The organism is Idiomarina xiamenensis 10-D-4, from assembly GCF_000299895.1.
In the GTDB taxonomy this organism is placed as follows: Bacteria; Pseudomonadota; Gammaproteobacteria; order Enterobacterales; family Alteromonadaceae; genus Idiomarina; species Idiomarina xiamenensis.
Map to the genome: position 1 here is coordinate 1 of NZ_AMRG01000048.1, position 1383 is coordinate 1383.

Here is a 1383-nt window from a genome sequence, read left to right on the forward strand (position 1 = left end):
GGCTGCCATGAGGATCTCGGCGTCTAAATGTGGAATAGCGGTAGTAACTAAGTCACGATGAATGACTTGGTCATCGTCACCGGCTAGGTTGCTTACGACTTTATCGGTTAACTGACGGGTGACCGAGTTGTCGCCTAAAATGCTGGCGTTTAACTGTAAAATATTCATCTCATGCTCCAAATATTGACTGTGTATCACATTGTATTAGTGTTCCAATTTGACGACTAGATAGCTATTATGGAAATAACTGTTCCATATTTGGAATAATATTGAACTCGCTATCACGCTAAGGAGCATGTCAGTGTTTGATATCACCAATATGGCGCTGTTTGCGCGGGTGGTTAAATGCGGCAGTTTTAGTGAGGCTGCACGTCAATTGGGCATGCCAAAATCGACGCTGAGTCGGCGTATTAACGAACTCGAGCAGCAGCAGGGCGTACGTTTGTTGCATCGCACCACGCGACAACTTAAGTTGACCGATGTCGGGCGCGCTTTTCTCGTTCATTGCCAAACCATTGCCGATGCTGCACAAGCTGCCCAACGAGTGACTCAACAAGTGCAAGAGGTACCGCGCGGACGGGTTAGAGTGAGTTGCCCGCATGCCATAAGTCAAAGTTTGCTGACCGATTTAATACCGCTGTTTTTGCTGCAATATCCGCAAGTCGAATTAGACTTAGTGGTGACTAACAGTCCGGTTGATTTACTCCGCGACAATATTGATATTGCGCTTCGCGTGCGCCCCAGTATTGAAGACTCTAGCCTGATTGCGCGGGCGTTGGGTTCGTCGCCGAGTGTATTAGTGGCGGCCCCGAGCTTTATTCAGAAAAGTCTACAAAATCGGCGTAAGTCGGCGTTTTCCCATCCGGCTGAATTAGTCGATTTAGCCAGTCTATCGTTGCACTTTTCGAGTGGTCGCTACCAGCTACAATTGCAACATCAGCAAACCGCTGAGCAATTGAGTATTGCCATACAGCCACGGGTGATCACAGACGATATGGGGGTACTACGTGCCTCCGCCGTAGCCGGTTTAGGCATGGTGTCGTTACCGACCTATTTGGTTAACGACGACATTAACGCTGGTCGTTTGCAACCATTATTGCCCGAGTGGCGATTGCCACTCGGCGTCATGCATTTAGTTTATCCGTATCGCCGCGGTTTATTACCGGCTATTCGTGCATTGGTCGACTTTTTGGTTGCCGAACTGCCCACCCAAGGCGGCCTATACGGACTCGTCGATTAACGCAGAATTCATAGAATAATTAGTCGCGGCCCGGATTGTTAGCGGAGCGGCGACGCTTGTGCTGCGTCGAGCGTTGTTCGGCACGCTCACTACGGGGCTTACGTTTAGGCTGACGTGTTGGCTGTTGTTTCTTGGCAGCCGCC

At 49.9% G+C, this 1383-nt stretch carries 2 protein-coding genes; one reads left to right on the top strand and one right to left on the bottom strand.

The window, feature by feature from the left end; translation table 11 throughout:
* The coding region (locus A10D4_RS14575; RefSeq protein WP_008490149.1) for an NAD(P)H-dependent oxidoreductase at nt 1-168 on the bottom strand (168 nt) is incomplete at its 3' end.
* Nucleotides 169-295: 127 nt separating this feature from the next.
* Between A10D4_RS14575 and A10D4_RS13325 the strand changes: the two genes are divergently transcribed.
* Nucleotides 296-1240: a LysR family transcriptional regulator gene (locus tag A10D4_RS13325; protein ID WP_040503051.1), complete on the top strand. Its 945-nt coding sequence runs from the start codon at nt 296-298 to the stop codon at nt 1238-1240.
* Nucleotides 1241-1383: the final 143 nt, after the last annotated feature.

What these genes read in the sequence shown, in the direction of transcription:
- A10D4_RS13325 (WP_040503051.1), top strand. Translation starts at nt 296, where the DNA reads ATGTCAGTGTTTGATATCACCAATATGGCGCTGTTTGCGCGGGTGGTT.